The sequence below is a fragment of the Acidilobus aceticus genome (genome assembly GCF_055392325.1).
Genome location: NZ_AP042407.1, coordinates 1,221,413 through 1,242,082, shown reverse-complemented (window position 1 = coordinate 1,242,082; position 20,670 = coordinate 1,221,413). Strand labels below are relative to the sequence as shown.

General features: G+C 56.5%; 16 protein-coding genes and 1 tRNA gene. 11 read left to right on the top strand and 6 right to left on the bottom strand.

All coding sequences use genetic code 11. The features are described from left to right. Positions 1–738, top strand: coding sequence for an RNA methyltransferase (locus ACZ5OO_RS06500; RefSeq protein WP_464078568.1), 738 nt, complete (start codon positions 1–3; stop codon positions 736–738). On the opposite strand, the gene ACZ5OO_RS06495 is transcribed toward ACZ5OO_RS06500, so the two are convergent. Together ACZ5OO_RS06495 and ACZ5OO_RS06490 are read right to left on the bottom strand one after the other, a co-directional pair. Further along, positions 735–2,540, bottom strand: coding sequence for a ribosome biogenesis/translation initiation ATPase RLI (locus tag ACZ5OO_RS06495; RefSeq protein ID WP_464078059.1), 1,806 nt, complete (start codon positions 2,538–2,540; stop codon positions 735–737). The genes ACZ5OO_RS06500 and ACZ5OO_RS06495 overlap by 4 nt on opposite strands. A 32-nt stretch (positions 2,541–2,572) precedes the next feature. Next, on the bottom strand, positions 2,573–3,259 hold the full coding sequence (locus tag ACZ5OO_RS06490; protein ID WP_013266362.1) for a metal-dependent hydrolase: 687 nt from the start codon (positions 3,257–3,259) through the stop codon (positions 2,573–2,575). Between the two features lie 105 nt (positions 3,260–3,364). Here ACZ5OO_RS06490 and map point away from each other — a divergent pair, with 105 nt between their 5' ends. The 8 genes from map to ACZ5OO_RS06450 all read left to right on the top strand — a co-directional run bounded on the left by map (position 3,365) and on the right by ACZ5OO_RS06450 (position 13,393). Continuing rightward, the gene (map, locus tag ACZ5OO_RS06485; protein ID WP_013266361.1) at positions 3,365–4,276 is read left to right on the top strand and encodes a type II methionyl aminopeptidase; all 912 of its coding nucleotides are present in this window, start codon (positions 3,365–3,367) and stop codon (positions 4,274–4,276) included. A gap of 59 nt (positions 4,277–4,335) precedes the next feature. After that, positions 4,336–5,448, top strand: a complete 1,113-nt coding sequence (locus tag ACZ5OO_RS06480; RefSeq protein WP_013266360.1) for a DUF1512 domain-containing protein — start codon at positions 4,336–4,338, stop codon at positions 5,446–5,448. After that, entirely contained in the window at positions 5,448–5,732 is a 285-nt protein-coding gene (locus ACZ5OO_RS06475) for a hypothetical protein (protein WP_013266359.1), read from the top strand. Before ACZ5OO_RS06480 ends, ACZ5OO_RS06475 begins: the two co-directional genes overlap by 1 nt. Positions 5,733–5,790: 58 nt before the next feature. Further along, positions 5,791–6,069: a hypothetical protein gene (locus tag ACZ5OO_RS06470; protein ID WP_013266358.1), complete on the top strand. Its 279-nt coding sequence runs from the start codon at positions 5,791–5,793 to the stop codon at positions 6,067–6,069. Positions 6,070–6,210: 141 nt separating this feature from the next. Then, entirely contained in the window at positions 6,211–7,869 is a 1,659-nt protein-coding gene (thsA, locus tag ACZ5OO_RS06465; protein WP_013266357.1) for a thermosome subunit alpha, read from the top strand. A gap of 149 nt (positions 7,870–8,018) precedes the next feature. Further along, entirely contained in the window at positions 8,019–10,916 is a 2,898-nt protein-coding gene (locus ACZ5OO_RS06460) for a DEAD/DEAH box helicase (protein WP_464078058.1), read from the top strand. 29 nt (positions 10,917–10,945) lie between these two features. Next, positions 10,946–11,023: transfer RNA gene (locus ACZ5OO_RS06455), tRNA-Glu, on the top strand. A 135-nt stretch (positions 11,024–11,158) separates the two neighbouring features. After that, positions 11,159–13,393 (top strand): hypothetical protein, encoded by a 2,235-nt coding sequence (locus tag ACZ5OO_RS06450; protein ID WP_464078057.1) that lies wholly within the window; start codon positions 11,159–11,161, stop codon positions 13,391–13,393. On the opposite strand, the gene ACZ5OO_RS06445 is transcribed toward ACZ5OO_RS06450, so the two are convergent. From ACZ5OO_RS06445 to ACZ5OO_RS06435, 3 genes are all read right to left on the bottom strand, one after another. Then, positions 13,379–14,323 carry a heterodisulfide reductase-related iron-sulfur binding cluster gene (locus ACZ5OO_RS06445; protein WP_013266354.1) on the bottom strand — a complete coding sequence of 315 codons (945 nt, stop codon included), beginning with the start codon at positions 14,321–14,323 and terminating at the stop codon, positions 13,379–13,381. The two genes, ACZ5OO_RS06450 and ACZ5OO_RS06445, sit on opposite strands and share 15 nt — an antisense overlap. After that, complete coding sequence (locus ACZ5OO_RS06440) at positions 14,320–14,643, bottom strand: 4Fe-4S dicluster domain-containing protein (protein ID WP_013266353.1); 324 nt, start codon at positions 14,641–14,643, stop codon at positions 14,320–14,322. The genes ACZ5OO_RS06445 and ACZ5OO_RS06440 overlap by 4 nt, the downstream gene beginning before the upstream one ends. 65 nt (positions 14,644–14,708) lie before the next feature. Then, positions 14,709–15,491: a radical SAM protein gene (locus ACZ5OO_RS06435; protein ID WP_013266352.1), complete on the bottom strand. Its 783-nt coding sequence runs from the start codon at positions 15,489–15,491 to the stop codon at positions 14,709–14,711. Positions 15,492–15,608: 117 nt separating this feature from the next. Between ACZ5OO_RS06435 and ACZ5OO_RS06430 the strand changes: the two genes are divergently transcribed. After that, a complete protein-coding gene (locus ACZ5OO_RS06430) occupies positions 15,609–16,466 on the top strand; it encodes a hypothetical protein (protein WP_013266351.1) in 858 nt (285 codons plus the stop codon). Here the strand turns inward: ACZ5OO_RS06430 and ACZ5OO_RS06425 are convergent. Then, positions 16,399–17,268 (bottom strand): hypothetical protein, encoded by an 870-nt coding sequence (locus ACZ5OO_RS06425; RefSeq protein WP_048812740.1) that lies wholly within the window; start codon positions 17,266–17,268, stop codon positions 16,399–16,401. The genes ACZ5OO_RS06430 and ACZ5OO_RS06425 overlap by 68 nt on opposite strands. A 355-nt stretch (positions 17,269–17,623) precedes the next feature. On the opposite strand from ACZ5OO_RS06425, the gene ACZ5OO_RS06420 reads away from it, so the two are divergent. Further along, positions 17,624–20,557 carry an adenosylcobalamin-dependent ribonucleoside-diphosphate reductase gene (locus ACZ5OO_RS06420; RefSeq protein ID WP_464078056.1) on the top strand — a complete coding sequence of 978 codons (2,934 nt, stop codon included), beginning with the start codon at positions 17,624–17,626 and terminating at the stop codon, positions 20,555–20,557. Positions 20,558–20,670: the final 113 nt, after the last annotated feature.

Here is a 20,670-nt window from a genome sequence, read left to right as displayed (position 1 = left end):
ATGGCCTTGAGGCTCAGGCTAGTGGCCGTGGGCATAGAGGGGCCCGTGAACCTGGGCTACATCTTCAGGCTCTCGGAGAACTTTGAGGTAGACGAGCTTTATCTGGTGTCCCCTACCGCCAGCGTCGCGGAGTCCCTCAGGTGGGCCGCCAAGGCTTCAGACATGGCCTGGAAAGCAACCGTCGTGGGAAGCCTTAAGGAGGCCCTGAGGGATGTCGAGCTGAGCGTGTGCACCTCCGACGAGAGCTCCGCCAGGGACCTGTTGAGGTCACCCGTCTCGCCAGAGCAGGCGGCTGAGCTGATGATCGCCAGGAAGGGCACCGTGGCCCTAGTTGTTGGGAGGGAGAGCGTCGGCCTCACAAGGGATGAGCTGGCCCAGTGCGACCTCCTCTGCACAATACCTGCGTCGCCAAAGTACACCGCGCTGAACGTATCCAACGCCACTGCCATACTCCTTTATGAGATTTACAAGGTCAGGGGGAAGTCGCCTGAGTACGAGCCCCCGAGCAGGAAGACCATTGCGCTTGCGGAGGCCTACGCAAGATCGCTGGCAGCGGCAGTTGGCAGCGGCGAGGACGACCCAGGCCTCTCGGTTAGGAGGCTGCTCTCAAAGGCCACAGCGGCTGAGGCGAGGCACCTCCTGAACCTGCTCAGCAAGGCCTGCTCGTCACTTGGCTGTAGGGGCATGGCAAGGAAGAAGCTGGAGGATCTCTGCGGGGGCCCCTGCGAGGAGGCCTAGACCTCGAAGTAGACCTTCTTCGCCTTCTGAAGCCTGTCCAGGTAGGAGCCCTCCTTGTTTATCCTTGGCCTGCCGCTCTCCTTCTCCTGCCTCATAGTTATGCCCAGCTGCGAGAGCAGCTCATTCATGCTGGCCCTTAGCGGCGCTGGCGAGGACGCTATTCCATGGACTCCCGGGGTGCCGCTGAACACCATAGCCCTATTGCTTATCATGGCTATCATCATTATGTCGTGCTCTGCCACGAAGGCCGCAGCCTTCCTCGTCTCGGTTAGCCTCCTTATTATCTTGCCAACCGCGAGCCTCTCCTCCACGTCAAGGTGTGCTGAGGGCTCGTCAAGCAGGTAGAGGTCCGCCTCCCTGCTCAGGGACATAGCTATGGCCAGCTTCTGCATCTCCCCTCCGCTCAGCTCCCTTGCCTCCCTGTCAAAGAGCCTGTGGAGGCCCAGCTTCTCAGTGAGCTCTATGTAAAGCCACGTGCCGGTCATAACGGCCTCCGGGTTAACGCTCCTGAGGACGTCGGCCACAGTCATGCCCTCCGGGAAGAAGTCAGGTCCTATATACTGGGGCTTGTAGCTCACCTTGAGTTCCCTGTAGGAAAACGGCACTCCCTCATCAGCCTTGAGCTCGCCCGTTAGGTACCTTATGAAGGTCGTCTTGCCTATTCCGTTAGGTCCTGTCACAGCTATAACTTCTCCCCCGTTGATATAGCCTGGCATCACGTCAAGCGTGAAGTCCCCAAGCCTTACCCTGGCCTGGGTCCACTCAAGGTACTTGTACTCCGCCTCCTGCTGGGCGGCCTGAACGGATCTGCTGAACATTATTGGCGTGCTCCTTATCCTCATGTTCTCTGACTGCAAGTAGCCGTCAAGGAAAGCGTTTATGCCGACCCTGACTCCGTAGGGCTGTGAGACTATGCCGTAGACCCCAGGCTCGCCGTAGAGTATGTGAACGTTGTCGCTCAGGTAGTCCAACATAGCAAGGTCGTGCTCTACCACTAGGAAGTACTTGCCTGGCTTCACCTCGGACCTTATGAGCCTTGAGACCCTTACCCTCTCCCTTATGTCAAGGTAGCTGCTGGGCTCATCAAACATGTAAACGTTTGCGTCTTTGCTCAGAGTGGCAACTATGACCATCCTCTGCAGCTCGCCGCCGCTAAGGTTCCTTACGTCCCTGTCCCATAAAGCGTCCAGGCCTACCTCCTGGGCCAGGTCCCTGGCGACCCCCCTCTCATCTGCACGCTTAAGGAGCTCCCCCACGGTTCCCTTTAGGTACCTGGGCACAAGGTCTATGTACTGGACCTTGTGGGCCACTGTGAGCTTTCCATCATAAAGCTTCTGCAGGTAGGTCTGCAGCTCGCTGCCCCTGAAATGCCTTAGAACCTCCTCAGCTGGCACCTCCTTAACGTCGGTCCTGCCAAGGTTGGGCATCAGCTCACCGGCAAGTATCTTCAGGGCGGTTGTCTTGCCGACGCCGTTCTTGCCCAGGAGCCCTATGATCTGCCCGTCCTTAGGTATTGGCAGCCTGAATAGCTTGAAGCCGTTAACGCCGTACCTGTGGACGGCCTCCTCACTGAGCTCCTCAGGCAGGTTAACTATAGCTATGGCGTCAAAGGGGCACGCCTTGACGCAGAGGCCGCACCCTATGCAGACGTCCTCATGAATTACCGGCTTTGCCCTGGCCTTGGTGTCGGCCTCGATAGCTACGTCCTTCTTACTTTTGTTTATGGGGCACACCGAAATACACTGATAGCTACATCGCTTAGGCTTGCACTCGTCGCTGTCTATTACAGCTATCCTTGTCATAAGTGACCCTTAGCTAAAGGGCGACTGGAACCTTAAAACTTAAACTCAAACCTTTCTCCTGGCTTCAGAACTACAACCTTGGTCGGCAGCCCTCTTGACGTTACCATCCTTGCGAACTCCTGGGGGTCACCGTAGAGCACTGGGAAGGTGCCGTAGTGCATTGGTATGGCTACCTTGGGCCTTATTAGCTCCACGGCCTTGGCGGCCTCGTTGTGGTCCATCGTAAAGTGGCCGCCTATGGGCAGCATGGCTATGTCGGGCTTGTAGAGCTCACCTATGAGGCTCATCTCAGCTGTGATGCCAGTGTCGCCAGCGTGATAAAGGGTTCCCTCGCCTGTTATTATTACCGCGCCCACTGCCGAGCCGTGAGTGCTCGTGTGGTTAGCGGGCACCAGGGCCACCTTTATGCCTCCCTCCAATACCATAGGGCCACCCATGTTGCCTCCGATCGCCCTTGACTCGTCACCTATCTTCTCAGCGATGAAGTTGGCTATCTCATAAGTGCTGACAACTTTAGCCTTGGGGTTGTTCTTCATGATCTCAAAGGTGTCGCCCAGGTGGTCGTCGTGATCATGCGTCAAAATTATGTAATCCACCCCTGTTATGTCGCTTGGCTTCACCGGCGAGAGGGGGTTAGTGACCCATGGATCAATGAGTATCTTCTTTCCTGAGACGTTAACCTCAAATGCGGAGTGCCCATAATAGACTAGGTACCCCATGCCTGGTCCCACTGGCGCTGCCAGGGATTAGGGAGGATAAAAGCAAATACCTATGTGTCTCCACTTATAGCCTTCCCAGGGACCCCGCAGCGTGAGGGTTAGCCTTTGATAAGCCAAGAGGAGATCTCTAGGATTCTGGAGGCCGGCCGCATAGGCGCTGAGGCCAGGGAGCTTGGAGCCTCGCTGGTGAAGCCCGGCGCAAGCGCAAGGGAGATCTGTGACGAGGTAGAGTCGCTTATCATCAGGAGGGGGGCGAAGCCCGCGTTTCCGTGCAACTTCTCCATTAATGAGGTCGCGGCGCACTATTCGCCCGGCATAGATGACGACGTCAAGGTACCAGACAAGGCCGTCGTAAAGGTGGACGTGGGAGCCTCCGTTGACGGGTACCTTTCCGACACTGCCGTGACAGTAGCCATAGGCAGCGAGTCCTTCCAGCAGCTGGCTCTCGCGGCCAAGAGCGCCCTCGACAAGGTGGCTGAAGTTATGAAGCCCGACATAAGGGTTTACGACATAGGCAAGACCATAGAGAGTGTCATAAAGTCCATGGGCTTTAAGCCAGTGAGGAACCTGACAGGCCACACCATAGAGAGGTATACCCTTCATGCTGGCCTCTCAGTCCCTAACTACGCGGAGAGGACGCTCTTCTACCACAGGCTGAGGCCCGGAACCCAGGTCGCGGTGGAGCCCTTTGCCACCAGCGGGAGGGGCCTCGTGGTTGACGGACCCAAGGCATATATATACTCCGCCACGGGCAACAGGCCCCAGAGGATTTCAGAGACCGCAAGACAGCTCCTTGAGTATATACTTTCTCACTACAGCACGCTGCCCTTTGCTAAGAGGTGGCTCTACCCGGAGTGGAAGCGTGAGGAAATAGAGGCCGGACTTGCAGAGCTCGTTAAGGCGAGGGCCCTGGTCGAGTACCCAGTCCTCATAGAGGCCTCCAGGGCCCCTGTCTCGCAGTTTGAGCACACCTTCGTAATAACCCACGATGGGGTGATAGTTGCCACGAAGCTGTGACCTTAGTTGCTATAGTTTAAAAGCTTCTGCGGTTTTCCGCTAAGCGGAGAGAAAAGAAGATGGCTACCAACGCGTTGGCCACTTGGATAACTGTGGGCGTCAACATACTGTGGATAGCGCTCCTATTCCTATGGCTTACAGGCCTGGGCAACTGGATTCAGGTCTACTGGTACAGGGCCGACATAAGGTCAAAGCTTAACCTCCTGGGGGGCCTCGCGGACGAGGCTAAGAAGGCAACCTTGGACTTCATGAACAAGAACAACGCTAAGGACGCGGCCTCCCTGCTTGACAGGCTGACCGACTTCTTTACAATAGACCCTGTGTCCGTTGAGCCCACGGACATCATAAGCAGGATGAGGCACCTGCTTAACATCAGGGACATGAGGTTTAAGGACTCGTTCATAGAGGCCATGCCTAACTCCGACGATGTCACCAGGAGCATAGCCTCCACGGCTGCTGAGATAACTTCAGCGTTAAACTTCATCTATAAGTACGTGAGGCACCTCCTGCTCTTCAGCGAGAAGACCAAGAACTGGTACCTGATACTTCAGCTGGAGATATTCATGCCACAGATAGTGCAGCTGGCGCAGACCTACAGGAAGGCCCTGGACGACTTCCTGACCAAGGTGCCGGTAGGCGACGGCGCCGGCCCCATGGTGGCGCTGAGGCTTGCAGGGCCCGACGCGAAGTGGAGGGAGGTTACGGAGGACACCGTGGTCACAGAGACCAACTTCGAGGGGCGCAACATAATACTTGTCAAGGCCAAGGGGCCCGCGTCCACCGTTGGGAGGCCGGGCGAGGCCGCGGAAAAGGTGATAAGGGAGGCCATAGCGCAGGGCAGGAAGGTCTCGCTCATGATAACAGTCGACGCGGCGCTGAAGTTCGAGGGGGAGGCCACAGGTGACGTCGCCGAGGGCGTCGGAGCTGCTATAGGGGACCCTGGCCCCGAGAAGATAAGGTTCGAGAGGGTAGCCACGGAGTATAACATTCCTCTGAGGGCCGTGATCGTCAAGATGGGCATGGATGAGGCCATACTTGCCATGAACCAGGACATATATAACGGCGTTGAGAAGGCCGTGGAGAGGGTCAAGCAGATCATCAGGAGCGAGAGCAGGGAGGGCGACACGGTAGTGGTAATAGGGGTTGGCAACACCGCGGGGGTGGGCCAGTGATGAACACCCTGCAATATTACATGCTGATGTTCCTCATAGTGCTGCTAGCCGCGACTACCGTGATGACAATAAAGCAGATGAACGACATAAAGAAGTTGCAGGAGCTCAGGAAGAGGCCTAAGATAGTCACCGTGGAGCAGTGCGGGGGCTCCACAAGCACGAGAGACTTCAGGGAAGGTGACTACGTGGGCCTCGTCACGGGCTCCTGCTCCGACGGAACGCCCAGGAGGATCATAGGAATATACGCAATCAAAGAGGAGAGCAAGAAGCGGGGAGGCCTCTAGTCGCCGGTGATCGCGTAATAAGGGCTCCTAATCGTATAGAGCTAGGTGGGAGCTAGCTTTGCGCGACACGCTATCATGGGAGGTCTGCGACATCTGCGAGAGAAGGGTGCCTACGAGGCTGTGCCGCGTTGATAGCAGGGTGCTCAGGGTCTGCGACGAGTGTTTGATTACCCTCCAGGGGCTCCTATCGTGCGGCTCCGTGGGAGGGGCCACGGCAGCCCGCAAGCCAAGAGAGCTAAGCGTCAACGAGGAGCTCCTGAGCTCCCTCAAGGAATCCCATGGCAAGGAAGAAAGGAAGTACACAAGAAGGAGGGCCTATCACTCCAGGGAATCTTAAGGGAGCCTTAACTTAGCTCAACAAGACAGGGCTCGCTTCTCTGAATTAAACCTGTTGGCTTAGCCAGGGCCTGCCGTCAGAGAAAAGCTTTTATAGAAGTAATCTCACGATAGCTTATTGAGAGCTATACGGTGGTGGATTATGGCGGCAGCCCAAGGGATACCCGTGCTGATACTCAAGGAAGGAACCCAGAGGTCTTACGGCAGGGAGGCCATGAGGAATAATATACTAGCTGCCCAGGTCCTGGCAGAGATGCTTAAGACAAGCCTCGGGCCTCGCGGCCTGGATAAGATGCTAATAGACTCGTTCGGTGACGTCACAGTAACTAACGATGGCGCCACTATAGTTAAGGAGATGGAGGTCCAGCACCCCGCTGCCAAGCTCCTAGTTGAAATAGCTAAGGCCCAGGACGCTGAGGTGGGCGACGGCACCACCAGCGTCGTAGTACTCGCCGGGGCGCTGCTGGAGAAGGCCGAGGCCCTGCTGGAGCAGAACATACACCCGTCAATCATAATTGACGGCTACACCAAGGCCATGAATAAGGCCCTTGAGATCCTGGACAAGATAGCCATGCCTGTCGACGTGAACAATGACGAGAACCTCAGGAAGATAGCCTACACCACCATAGGCAGCAAGTACGCGGGCCAGGGGCCTGAGAAGGACAAGATGGTGGACCTGGCGGTTAACGCCATAAAGATAGTTGCCGAGCCCAAGCCAGAGGGCGGCTTCAACGTAGACCTTGACAACATCAAGATAGAGAAGAAGAAGGGAGAGAGCCTAATGGACTCCGTGCTCGTCAGGGGCATAGTCCTCGACAAGGAGGTCGTCCACCCAGGCATGCCAAGGAGGGTCGAGCACGCAAAGATAGCCGTGCTCGACGCCCCGCTTGAGATACAGAAGCCTGACATAACAACAAAGATAAGGGTAAGCGACGTCGACCAGCTCGACTCGTTCCTAGATGAGGAGACCAAGATACTTAAGGACATGGTAGACCAGATAGCCGCCACCGGCGCCAACGTTGTGATAACCCAGAAGGGAATTGACGACGTGGCCCAGCACTTCCTGGCGAAGAAGGGGATACTTGCCGTCAGGAGGGCCAAGAGGAGCGACATAGAGAAGCTGGCCAAGGCTACCGGTGCCAAGATAGTGACCAGCGTGAGGGACCTCAAGCCTGAGAGCCTGGGCTACGCTGACCTAGTCGAGGAGAGGAAGGTCGGCAATGACAAGATGGTCTTCATAGAGGGCGCCAAGAACCCCAGGAGCGTGACCATACTGCTCCGCGGAGCCAACGACATGCTACTTGACGAGGCTGAGAGGAACCTTAACGACGTGCTTCACGCACTGAGGAACATAATGAGGGAGCCAAAGATAGTGGGCGGCGGAGGTGCCCCAGAGGTTGAGATTGCCATGCAGCTCAGGGACTACGCTGCCACCATAGGAGGCAAGGAGCAGCTCGCCATAGAGGCCTTCGCAGACGCCCTTGAGACCATACCGAGCGTGCTGGCCGAGAGCGCCGGCATGGACCCGCTTGACACCGTGATGCAGCTCAGATCCCTGCACAGCAAGAAGCTCACATTCGCTGGCGTTGACGTACTTAACAGCAAGACTGCTGAGAACATGTTAGACATAAACGTTTACGAGCCTCTGTTGGTCAAGAAGCAGGTAATAAAGGGAGCCTCTGAGGCCGCCATAGCCCTGCTCAAGATAGATGACCTCATAGCCGCAGCGCCGCCGAAGGAGGAGAAGAAGGGCAAGGAGGGCGAGGAAAGCCCCTCAAGTGGCAGCAGCGGGAGCAGCTAAGCTCTTAGACTTAGTCTGAACTACCCTCGTAACTCCACTTTTATGTTATATTATAATTATTTTATAGCCATGCAGTTTCTTCTTTAACTCAATGACCCCCTCTCCCTTAATAGCCTTCCCTTCCCCCGTTCAGGGGTGGATGAAGCCCGTTGGGGAGCTCCATAGACATGCTTAACCCCAAGCTGAGGGCGGCCATAGCATCCCTCGGCTACAGAGGCCTTCTTCCTATACAAGAAAAGGCCATACCCGTGATATTAACGGGCAACAACACCCTGGTTATCTCCCCAACGGGCAGTGGCAAGACTGAGGCCGCTGTCTTTCCAGTCGTGTCCATGATGCTTGAGCGCTTCACGCCGGGCGATGGCACCGTTAAGGCCATCTACATAACCCCGCTTAGAGCGCTTAACAGGGACGTAACTCTGAGGATCTCTAGGATCGTCGAATCCATCGGCTTCACGATATCACTTCGTCACGGTGACTCGACGAGCACCATAAGGAGGAGGTTCCTGCAGAGCCCCCCTGACTTCATGGTGACCACGCCTGAGAGCCTCAACCTGCTACTGACGGTTGCTAAGGGCAGGGACCTCTGGTCGTCAGTCTCCTTTGTCATAGTTGACGAGATTCAGGAGATGCTTGACAATAAGAGGGGGGCTGAGCTCTCCGTGGTGTTGGAGAGGCTTGAAGAGGCCTCCAGGAGCAGGATCCAGAGGGTCGGCCTTTCCGCGACGCTCTCCGAGAAGTCTAAGAGGGAGGCTGCGTCGCTCCTGGCCTTCAACAGGCCAGTCAACATAGTTGAGGACAAGGGGGAGAGAAGGTATGTAATTACTGTGGATGTAGTAAGGGGCAAGGGCCAGGACGAGTTCCAGGAGGCCGCCAGGAGAATAGCTGAGATAGGTGAAAGGGAGAGCGGCTCGGTGCTTGTCTTCACAAACACGAGGTCTGTGGCAGAGAAGCTGGCATCACTCATAGGGAACATTGTTGGCGATGACAACATAGCTGTACACCACGGAAGCCTGTCCAGGAGCGTGAGGGAGACGGCAGAGGCCAAGTTCAGGGAGGGCAAGGTAAAGCTAATGGTCGCTACCTCAAGCATGGAGCTTGGCATAGACATCGGGTCCGTTAACCACGTTGTTCAGTTCATGTCACCAAGGGAGGTAATAGCTATGACCCAGAGGGCGGGGAGGTCCGGCCACGTCTTCGGGGGGACGAGCAGGGCCACGATAGTTACTTTCGACAACGTCTTTGAGGTCCTGGAGTCCACCTCAATAGCAAGGAGGACCGAGAAGGGCGAACTCGAGGACCTCGGCTTCCCGCGCAGCCCACTTGATGTGTTAGCCCACCAGATGACCGCCATGCTAGTTGAGGGGTCAGCGGACAACATCAGGAGAGTGCATGAGATAGTCGCAAGGGCCGCGCCGCTAGCCCACGTGTCCCTTGATGACGTTAGGAAGGTGGCCGAGCACCTGGACTCCGTGAAGGTTATTAGGTTCGACCCCGAGACAGGGGAAATTAAGAGGTCGAGAAGGACCTTTAAGTACCTCTACGAAGTTTCAATGATACCCGATGAGATAAACTTCAAGGTTTACGACTTATCCTCCACGAACCTCGTTGGCGAGGTCAGTGAAAGGTTCGTGGAGGTCGCAATGCTAACCAGCGGGAGCACGAAGTTCCGCTTCACCCTGGCCGGGAAGGTGTGGGAGGTCGTTAACATAGACTATGACAGCGAGAGGATAGACGCTAAGCCAGTTGGCGAGGCCGAGGGCGCAATACCCATATGGGAAGGGGAGCTCATACCAGTTAGCTCAAAGGTTGCCAGGGAGGTCTGCAGCATACTGAGCTTCTCGATGATGGAGCCTGAGAAGGGCCTTGAGCTGCTGAAGTCCAAAGGCATTGATGAGGAGACCGCCAACAGAATCGTGAGGGTCGCTGAGGAGAGCCGCAAAACGTGGGGCACGGTACTGACGTATAGCGAGCCCGTAGTGGAGGAGTCGAAGGGGGTCAGCATACTTTACGCCTGCCTCGGAAGCAAGGGCAACCTGATGCTCGCGCTCCTCATATCTAAGGCCCTGGAGAGCAGGATGAAGGTCTGGTTCGACTACATACCTTACGCCATAGTGTTCTCGTCGCCATCAGGCGTCCCCGCGGAGGCGATAAAGGACGCCCTTGAGAAGCTCAAGTCGCTTGACCAGGCGGAGCTCGTGGCCATGAGCTATGACGCCGTCAGGTCAACGCCCCTCTACATAGCTAGGTTCCTGCAGGTCGCTAAGAAGCTAGGCGTGATTGACCCTGACGCCAGGATCTCGCTGGAGCAGGGCAGGAAGGCCATGGAAGCCTACAGGGGCTCAATAGTCGACGAGGAGACCCTGAAGGAGATAGCCTTTGATAAGCTGGACCCCCTGGCAGTTCATGAATTCCTCTCAAACCTCAGGGAGGTCCACGTGGCGAGCTCCTCAGCCCCCTCGCCGCTCTTCAAGGAGGTCATAAATAACCCCTACCTTAGGAGGGAGCTGGCCACTAACATAAAGGAGGTGGCAATAGACTACATAGCTGAGGGCCTCAGGAGGGCCGCGCTTTCAAAGGAGGCGCTGTTCCTCTGCACCGCCTGCGGCAACGCCTGGAGGGCCAGGGTCTCTGACATAGGTGATTCCATCAGGTGCCCCAGGTGCGGCGCCATGATGGTTGCCCCCCTGCCCGCCACTGAGTGGGGGGAGGAGGCCGCCGCGAAGTACGCCGCCTGGAGAAGAGGATCCCTCAAGAAGCCCAACAACGACGAGAGGAAGCTGATAAAGGAGGTCCAGGAGAGGGCAATACTTTACATAAACTACGCGTCACAGGGCCTTGGCAGGTACGTGATCGAGGCCCTAATGACCTCTGGTGTTGGCCCAAGGGCTGCTAAGAAGGTCATGCAGGAATACTTCAAGGGAGGAGAGCAGGCGTTTTACAAGGCCCTGCTCAAGGCCAAGGAGGAGTATCTTGTCTACAAGAAGTTCATAGATAATAACGCTGGGAACAAAAGGGAGCAGCCTCAAGGTCACGGCTATTTTTAAATATCCCAGGTCCCATATGGTACCAAGGTGCCGCGGTAGTATAGCCCGGCCCAGTATGCAGGCCTCTCGAGCCTGTGACCCGGGTTCAAATCCCGGCCGCGGCACCACCTTCATGTTAAAATGACTTCAAATAACGTCGCCAGCCCAGCAGTTACTCGTTATAATTAAAGTCATAGAGGTCCAGCCCTTTTATTTCTCCTGACACACCCTACCGGTGAACAGCAGATTATGGCGATACCAGCATGAATTCCAGGGACTTTAATAAGCTGCTCATCTCACTAATTGGGTTTAACCTAACCGTCCTCTCAGTCATGGTCTACGGGGCTGATGGCACGGATGTTAACATAGGTCGCTTCATGGGGTACCCCTTCCCCTATTATGTTCCTTATCCAGCTGCCGTGGCAATAGCATTCCTGCTCTTTGCAATAGGCATTAGCATGATGCTGCTCTCAGGGGTCGTAGTTAATAGAAGGCTGGAAAGCAAGGCCGTGCTAACCTCAGTGATAATAGCTGGGGCCTCAGCTTTCATGACTTTTCTGACATATTTGCACGGTAAAATAATAGTAAGCGGCGGCCGTGAGGACTCCTATGTAATTCAGTTAGAGGCTGCCAGGGAACTGCTCAAAGGCTTGAACCCCTACCTGGTTAACTACTCAGGTGTCCTGCTATCAAGGACCGCTATAAACAAGTTGACGCTTATCTACCAGGCGGGACCTCCATATAATGCCTCTCATGCCGTAGGCTTCGTCTCGTCGCTCGACTACCCGGCGTTCTCCTTCATTTATTACATTCCGGCAGTGCTACTGCGGATACCAGGTAATGTCTGGGACTCGGCAGTCCTCGGGGCCGCGCTGGCAATTTTATATTTAAGGCTCAGGCAGGCCGGAAGGGACCTCTTCCCCTTAGTAGTTGCGTCAGGAGCGCTTTACATGATAATGGACCCAGCGACCTTTGATCCCATAACTGGCTGGCTCGCGCCGGCCATTCTAATGGTTACGTTCGCAAATAACCCAGTGATAGCTGGAGTCATGATAGGCCTTGCAGCCTCATATAGGCAGTACGCGGCCGCGCTAGCCTTCGTCTATTTCCCGCTGTCGCTTCGGAGGCTTGGCAGATCAAGGACCCTGAAGGGCGTTCTCTCAATGTTAATTACTGTAGCCATAGTAAACTTGCCTTTCCTTGTCGGCTCCCCGCGCGTTTTCATAAGTGATGTCCTGCTTCCAGCAAGGCTTGACCTGGACCTGGAGGGCTTCGGCATCTCAAGCGTCTACTTCATATCGCACCTGACATTGCCAAGGCTGTGGCTTGACGTCACAGCAGTCACAACCCTTATAGTGGGTTCAGCGCTTACCTACTCGTTTTATGATGAGCTGGAGGCCGCTGCATTTGTGTTTCCAGCGCTTGCATTCTTCATTTATCCACGCCCCCTTTACTCCTACTGGCTCTGGTTCCCCTTCGTTGGACTTCTAGCCTCCCTCACTAACGTGAAGGGCGATGGCAGCCCCTTGATTAGGTCCATTTCATTAGAGGGCCTGGGCATAGCTTCAACTATAGCCGCAATTTCGATTTACGCCAGCGGGGTGCTGAGCCTACTTACTATTGCTGTATTTTCGATGTCATTAACTATGATAATCCTGTTGCCGCGGGCCGGGGACCTCTTAAGGTCGAAAGAGTCGCTGGACGTTATGATCGCCACGCTCGTGTTGCCCATGGGCCTAGGCCTTGTGGCCCTCGCTGCAAGGAGCTACATCTCATGGCCTGTCGTCATGGCCTCGAGAGCGGCTAATGGGCCGCCCGCTTTAATCTATGACTTAAGCAGTGGGCTGCCGTTGGCCTTAGGATCCTTTGAGTACGGCACCCTTTGGCCTTCTAAAGCAGTGGGCCTTCCTCTGACTTTAGCTCTGGCGGCCTCAGTAACGAGCGCCTTCGCTCTGCTCTCGGCTATGCTCTTCGTGTCCACGCGCAAAGATAGCCTTACACTGCTACGTGCGGCCGCCCTAATGGACGGCGCCGCCGCCATACCATTATTGACGTCTGGGCCTCTAACGTCGCTCGCTGCCTTAATTGTAATCATAGCTATGACCCTTTACGTCAGCGGGGAGCCTCGCAGCGTAGCGGCCTCACTCATGCTGGGGGCGACCACGTTCCTCACCCCTGCAGCCTTGTCCATGTGGATAATTAGTGTAACCACCAAGGTTAGAGGGAGGCGTAACCTCATGATTAATGCCATAACCTATGCGGTCTCTGCGGCCATCGGCATAGTCATAGGAGTGCATTTCAAGGTATCGTGGATTCTTGAACTGTCAAGCCTTCCATTGGCCCTCATCTCCCTAATCCTGGCCGTTGCGCTGCCATTAGCTTACATCACCGCCTCGCGCGCCAATAGAATCGCCCCCCTTATCGCTGCTATACCATCAGCCGTATTAGGTCAGGGTATCATTGCGGTGTCGCTAGCCATGGCGTCACTGCTTGACTAAGCCATTCAGAACCAACGCTATATCTACTACAGATCCTCCGGCCCGCCTGAGGTTACTTAGGCATATGGGACACATAGCTATGGCCATGTCAGAGGCCTCCCTGAGTTCCCTGACCCTCCTCACAGCTATGGCCTCGGCCAGGCCAGGCGAGAGGGATTCCACTGGCCCGCCGCAGCACGAGGTCCTGGTGCCATGATTCCTTGGCTCCACCAATGAAACGCCTGCCCCCTTAAGCAGCGACCTGACCCTGTCGGCGAGCCCTAGGTCCCTCGCATATATACATGAGTCGTGAATGGTGGCTTTAATCTGGGTGGACAGCCTAGGTTTGACCAACTCTAAGTAGTTGACGACTTTAATGTCAAAGCCCACGAGCTCCCTGTAGTGCATCAGGGTGAGGGTCGTGTGCGGATCTATGGTTATTACACCCTCTACTTCCCCCTCGGACTCTATGGCCTTAGCTACCTTCGTCGCGTGCTCCCTGAGGCCGTCAGCTATCCCATAGTCAAAGAGCAGAGCGCCGCTGTACATGTTTGAGACCGCAGGGTCATACATGAAGTCCACCTGTGAGCTGGCCAGCAGTGAGGCTATAGATCTAAGGATCCCATTATATTCTTCCACCTCGCGGGGGTCGGGCCTAACAAGTCCCTGAAGGTAAGAGGGTCTCAGCTTCGCGAGGCTCTCAGCGACGTCAAGCAGGTCGGACAGCCCCCGCGACTCCATGAGGCTGAGGAACCTCACCGTCGCATTGATGTAGGGCACCAGCTGATAGAGAGCCCCCGTGAACAGGAGATACCTGCTGCCCCTTCTCTTCAGGTCGAGGCCCCGTGACCACTGTGAGGCGAAGCCGGGCGGCGCCGGCACCGGGTAGCCTGTGAGGAGCGTGTAAGTTCTCATGAACCTGAGGACCGAGGAGATCTTAAGCCCCCTCATCTCGTTCTCACCGCCGCGTTAGAGCTGATCACGGGGCTGCCCCACAGCATCGCCCTGGCCATCCTCATCAGGTCCCCAACCCTGATCCTGGCTGGGCATACTGTTGAGCAGGCATTGCATAGCAGGCAGCTGTAGAAACTTGACAGCACCTCGTCACTTAGGCTCGCGCGGCCCTCCAGGAGCTCCCTCAGCAGGGTGACCCTGCCCCTGGGACCGTAGCCCCTGTGCGGCCCAAAGGGCTGGGTAGGGCAGACGCTCTCGCAGAAGCCGCAGTACACGCACTTGTTGGCCTCGCTCAGCAGCTGGTCCCTGTAGCTCAAGCGCCCTCTTGTATTACAGTGGCCTCGCCCCTATTCACGCTTCCGTATTGTCGAGCAGCGGAGGTTCATATCATGCTCACGGGTATGTTGTCTGGGGTAACAGCCCTCCTCGGCCTTAGCCCCAGCCTCCTGAGCTGCTCCTCAACGTGCCTGTAAAGTATGACGTACTCCCAGTCCACGTCAGCGAGCCTCTCATCTATTGAGGCTAGCCTCCTCACGAAGTCCCTTATGGAGTTGTCGTCGCTGAAGCCTATCATGGCGGCCGCGTAGACCTCCCTGCCGGGCTCCAGGCCCGCCGAGACCAGGCTCTCAATGGCCCTGAACTGAAGCTCAAAGAACTCAGCCCTGGCCCCCGTGAGCCTGTGGAACTCCTCCGCGTTGGTTCCCTTGAACGACACCCTGACCACGACGTTTGGGTGAGCTGCGAGGTCCTTGGCGTATGAGGGGTCGTTTCCTATTAGGAGGCCGTTGGTCTCAAGTACGAAGGTTATCCCCCTCTCGTCAAAGAGCTCTATTAGGTCGAGCAGGTGCCTCCTGCTTATGGTGGGCTCCGCGCCGCTCAACCTGACCTGCGTGAAGCCCTTGGACTTGGCTATTGAGTATATGGCGTTGAAGGCCTGCTGAGGCGTCATAAATTTACCAAGGGATATGTTGTCCCTGAAGCGCCAGCTCCAACAGAAGCCGCACGAGAGGTCGCAGCCTATGACGTCACCGGTGGCTATGCCGCCATACCACCTATCAGCCCTGAACCTATAGTATAGCCTCTGCTCCACGCCGTTAACCTCCCTCGTAACCAGCCTCCTGACGGCCTCAGCCCTCTGAAGGGGGTCGTAGCCCTCCTGGCTCAACTCTGCTCGCTTGCCTGTACAGTGTTGACGGCGGCCTAAACGCCTGAAGCTTAAACCGCGACGGCAAGACCACGGAACTGCTAGCCCTATTACCTTTCCTAGAACCAGACATGGTGGATGTGGAACTTGCCCAGGGGCAGAAGAAAACAGCGCGCAGAGGAGCCCCAGGACGCCGCCGCTGCCGCTCAGAGAAAGCGCAGGTCTTCGGCTGTCAAGAGGGGCACCAGCGAGGAGGACGTGAAGGCGATTGCCGAGTCCCTCTCCTCAAGGCTGATACCGGCCTTAGGGCTTGACCTGATAGGCCTGCAACCGGCTGACATAAAGGACCTTGTATACTCAATTGTAAGCTCCCTGGCTGAGTCCAGGTCTTCCAAGTTAACCGAGGAGGCTGCCATGAAGAGGATAGTGGCCATGAAGGATAACGTACTTAAGGCGGTGTCGGCATCGCTGCTCTCGAAGGGACAGCACCTGACCAGGGAGCAGTTGGAGTTCATAGTGGCCTATGCGCCCGAGATGGCTGGCAGGGCAGCCCCTTACCTGTACAGGGAAGCCCTAAGGCTGAAGGCTGACGACATAATTGACAGCCTTAGGTCCCTCTGGTCCCAGTACGGTAACCCAACGCCTGTTGAGTGCCCCAGGTGCGGGTTCAGGGCCGTGACCCCTGACCTCACCTGCATGGTCTGCGGCGCTGAGCTCAGCGAAGGTGAAATTAAGAAGCACATCGGGCTCGAGAAGGTCCTCGAGTCCCTGGCAACGAGGCTTCACCCGAGGCTCATAGAGGAGATAGCGTCGGCCGGCTACGTAGTGCTTGATGATGACGTGAAGCCCCCCAGCCTCGCCCCTAAGCAGGGCTACGCGCTGGTCCTGCACCTGAGCAGGTCTGAGAGGGAGATCCTGCAGAAGCTCCTTAATAGCCAGGGCCGGGCCCAAGGGGCCGGGGACCAACAGTTACCCTCAGGCTCTCAAGTCCCATAGCCTTGCAGTACCTGCACATGCCCCCCTCTGAGGCGCCGCCGCAGACTGGGCACGTTGACGTAACGGAGGCCGCTAGGTGCTCTACAAGCTCTTCAGAGCTGTGGTCTAGCTCTGGCCTCCCAGCCACTGAAAGGTAAATGCCTTTAACCGTAATCGTTGCCCTGCAGGCTGGCCGCGCCTCGCTAAACCCTTCCAGGAACTCTGCAGCCCTCACAGCCTCATCCTCAAGCCTGTAAAAGGCGTTTACAACCTTAACCTTGTTTACGCTGAGCACCTCCAAGGACTCCGTGCGCCCTATCCCTCCATCCGTCATGAGCGACTCGAGGAGCACCAGCGTTGATGTGGTCCTGGCCAGCGGCATGACAATTATATCAACGCCCAGCTGCTCCGAAGCCCTAAGCGACCATGACCTGTCGTACCTAATGCATGAAATTATTCCTGAGCTCCCAGGAGGAGGCGGGTCGACGGTAACGTCAACCACTTCAGCCGGCTGAGGCAGGCCCTCAAGGAGGCCCTCGAGCCCGCGGTAAAAGCTGGGCAGAAGCACGTATACCTTAGACTTAAACTTGCGCTCCACGTGCGCTAATACCTTAGCTGCGAGCATGGAGCTTGACGGCGAAAACGAAGTTATAGGCACGGCAAACCTGCTGTCCTCCCTGGCGGCTGCCCTGCTGAGGGCTCTGGCCATCGACCTCTCAAGGAGCCTGAAGAGGCACCTGTCGCATAACTTTTCGCCACTGGAAGCCCTGTAGTACCTCGCCTGCCTGACGCCGCAGACGCTGCAGGTTCCTGAGGGCTCCAAGGCTGGCCGCACAGGCTTTAAGTTTCAGCGGAAGTTATAGATATTCGGCGGGCCGTGTGAATAGTCAGGTTATACCCAGCCTAAAGATTGTTGCCCTAAATATATGACCGGGGCTCTAGCAATGCAGCCCAAACGCCTTAGTAACACGGTATATGGTACTACCGCTGATGCCTACAGGTCATACCGAAGTCCCTATTACAACATCAACTATGACTTGGCCCTAAAGCAGCGAGAACTTTGCAGTTTCTTGCAAAATATAGTCCTGCCGAAATCGAGGTTCCTCCCACGCAATGGCAGCTACAGAAGAGCCTCCGCTCACACACATCTGTTGCTAGCACGCTGAGGTGAAGATACAATGAGCAGCGATGCAAAGCAGCTGGAGCTCATAAGGGCCTCGCTGACAAGGCCTGAGCTTGAGGATGAGGCTAAGAAGCTGCTGCTGTTAGACATATACTCAGAGGTCAGGCAGGCCTACAGCGGGCGTGCCCCTAACGGCGGCAAGGTCTCCGAGCTTCCTGCGTGCGTAAATAGCATATGTGAAGACGACATGAAGTTTACCTACAACGCCATCAGGGTCCTCATGAGCAGGTACATGACCAAGGACCTGAGGGGGAGGTACATAGAGACCCCCTCGATGGTAATGAGGAGGGTGGCCCTGGGCTTCAGCGGAAGGGTTGACCCCGACTCCCTCTACAGGGCTATGATAGAGGGCAGGTTCATGTTTAACTCGCCGACGCTCTTCAACATGTACGCTGACGGCGCAAAGGGCGCACTGAGCGCCTGTTACGTGACCCCCGTGTATGACGACATGAGGGGCATTATGGACGGCCTCACCGTCCAGGTCATGACGTTCAAGTACGGCGGCGGCGAGGGCTTCAGCTTCTCGGAGCTGAGGCCAAGGGGTGACGTGGTGGCGGGGACCAGCGGCGTGGCCAGCGGCCCCCTGAGCTTCATGAGGCTCTACGACGTCTCAACCGATGTAGTCAAGCAGGGAGGCAAGAGGAGGGGGGCTAACATGGGCATCCTGCACGACTGGCACCCCGACCTCTACAACCCGGACTACGACCCCTGGAAAGCCCTGGCCTCCACGCTGCCCCCGCAGGTGAGCGCGATACTAGAACAGTACAGAAAGACCTTAGAGCAGCTTGAGAAGGACGGTTACTATGAGGTTGATAAAACGGCCCTCGAGGCGCTGACAAGGCTAACCTCAGGCTGGCAGAGCCCTGAGGAGGCCGGCTTCATACAGGCCAAGAGGGCGCCCATGCAGGATGCCTTCCTGACTAACTTCAACATAAGCGTCGGAACGCACGACGCGTTCATGGAGGCTGTCATAAACGGCCAGGAGTGGTGGATGGTAAACCCAAGGTACAGTGATGAGGGTGATGGAATCTACAGGCTGCACTACTCAGTCTCTAGGGCCACGGGCGAGGGAAGGGCCCTAAGGGTGCTCAGGGAAAGCAGGATAGAGACCCCCTACATGAACGTGTTTGAGGAAGTCGTTGAGAGGGCAAAGTCAAGGATACCTAAGGACATGGACACTTCAAGGAGAAACCCGCACGGCTGGCACTACCCTGCCAGGAGGCTGTGGGAGGAGATTGTAAGGGGTGCCTGGGAGGGCGGAGACCCAGGCATGATATTCCTTGACAACCACAACAAGTGGGTCCCAACTCCATGGCTTGGGGCCGTGGCGGCCACCAACCCGTGCGGCGAGGAGCCGCTGTACCCCTATGAGAGCTGTAACCTGGGGTCCCTCAGCCTTGACAAGTACATCAGGGACGGCAAGTTTGACCTGGACTCCTTCGCCAAGGACGTAGACCTAGCCGTTGATGGCCTTGACGCAGTAATAGATTACAACAGGCAGCCGGACCAGAGGCAGGACTTAGTCAACAAGTTCACAAGGAAGGTAGGCCTTGGAATAATGGGACTTGCTAACGCCCTGGCTAAGCTCAACATTCCGTATGACAGCGAGGAGGCAGTGGCGTTCACCATGATAGCTATGGCAATGATAGAGGCCGAGGCCTGGAAGAGGAGCTGGGAGCTCGGCTCTAGGCTAGGCCACGCCCCAGCGTTTGAATGCAGGAAGTTCGACTGGAAGGAGCTGAAGTGCGTGGAGAAGGCCGACCCAGAGGAGATGGTGAACCTGCTGACTCCAGCGCTGCTGAAGGCCGCTGAGGTGGCGAGCATAAGGGATGGCTACCTGACCGTTAAATACCATGATGTGAAGCTCAGCGATTACATAATGAGCCAGCTGGAGGGCGAAAGCGCGAGGAGGGTCTCCGCCGACGGCTCCGTGAAGCTGCTGAAGCTTGAGGCCCTGGAGAGGGTCCTGAGGGACGTGTTCGACGTAACAGAGGAGACCCTCTCAGAGGCCGAGAGGATGAGGCCCCAGGAGCTGGCCGCGAGCCCAAGGCATATGTTAGCCATGGCCATATATGATCCGGCCAGGCTCTGGAATGCCCTGAAGGATTACGGCAGGTCCCTGGGGGCCAGGGCGCCGAGGCACACCGCAGTGAACACCACCGCGCCGACGGGCACCATCTCTATAATAGCTGGCACTACGAGCGGCATAGAGCCATACTTTGCCCTGGTGTACCTCAGGAGAGTTACAATAGGAGAGCTCTGGGAGGTTGTGAGGGAGTTCAGGGACAGGCTATACTCTGCTATAGCTGAGGCAGGGGCCCCTGCCGAGCTAGGAGAGAAGCTGCTTGAGGCGATATCAAGGCATAAGGGCAGCCTAAGGTGGGCGCTGGAGGACGTTGAGAAGGCCATAAGGGACGCCCAGCTGCAGGAGGTTGACGGGAAGATAGTTAAGGCCAACTGGGATGCCGAGAAGCTAATATCGAGGATTAAGGAGCTGGCCAAACTCTTCGCCACCAGCATGGACTTCGACGTGTGGTACCACATAGCCCACCAGGCGGCGGCCCAGCTCTACACGGACCAGGCCATAAGCAAAACCGTGAACCTGCCCAAGGATGCCAGCGTGAACGCCGTGGCAACGGCCTACTTAACCGCGTGGCTCACGGGCCTCAAGGGGGTCACAGTCTACAGGGATGAAAGCAAGGGCGTACAGGTCATCTACTTCGGCGGACAGCAGCGCGAGCTCAACAGGGTTCCAGTGAAGCTGCTCAAGAAGCCAAGCATGAGGATGGCGCTAATAAAGAGATCCATGAATGCTGAGGAGGCCTTAGCCGACGAGAAGTTGGGCGGCCTCTTCAAGATAAAGAAGGACAGCAACATTGTGGAAGTTGAGTCTGATGAAAACAGCACATGTAAGACCTGCAACCTCTGATCTGACAGCCGATTCTTGAGCCCAGATCGCAGTTCGTAGTTTCCATCTCTAGTCCTTTTGTATCTCCATGAGCGTGGCTGCGCACGCTGGCTGCGCCTTACCTTACATAGAAG